Below are 246 nucleotides of genomic sequence, written 5' to 3'. Positions count from 1 at the left end.
TCGAGGCCGTGGCGATTTCCAATCAGCGCGAGTCAGTCACGGCCTGGGACGCCGAAACGGGAGAAGCACTTGGACCGGTGGTAAGCTGGCAGTGCCGTCGAACGGCACAGGATTGCGAACGTCTCATTGTCGAAGGCCACCTTGACCGTGTGCAGGCGCTCACAGGCCTGCCACTGGATCCGATGTTCCCGGGTTCGAAATTCCGATGGCTGCTCGACCGTATGCCGGCCGGGCGATCGGTGCGGC

The 246-nt window shown here is 63.4% G+C and carries 1 protein-coding gene; it reads left to right on the top strand.

Going from position 1 to position 246, the window contains the following annotated elements; all coding sequences use genetic code 11:
• Positions 1–246, top strand: a 246-nt coding sequence (locus AF337_RS13770) for an FGGY family carbohydrate kinase (protein ID WP_244471250.1), incomplete at both ends; no start/stop codon positions are given.

Origin of the sequence: Rhizobium ecuadorense (assembly GCF_001187535.1) — a bacterium.
In the GTDB taxonomy this organism is placed as follows: domain Bacteria; phylum Pseudomonadota; class Alphaproteobacteria; order Rhizobiales; family Rhizobiaceae; genus Rhizobium; species Rhizobium ecuadorense.
This window is presented reverse-complemented; position numbering and strand designations above follow the sequence as displayed.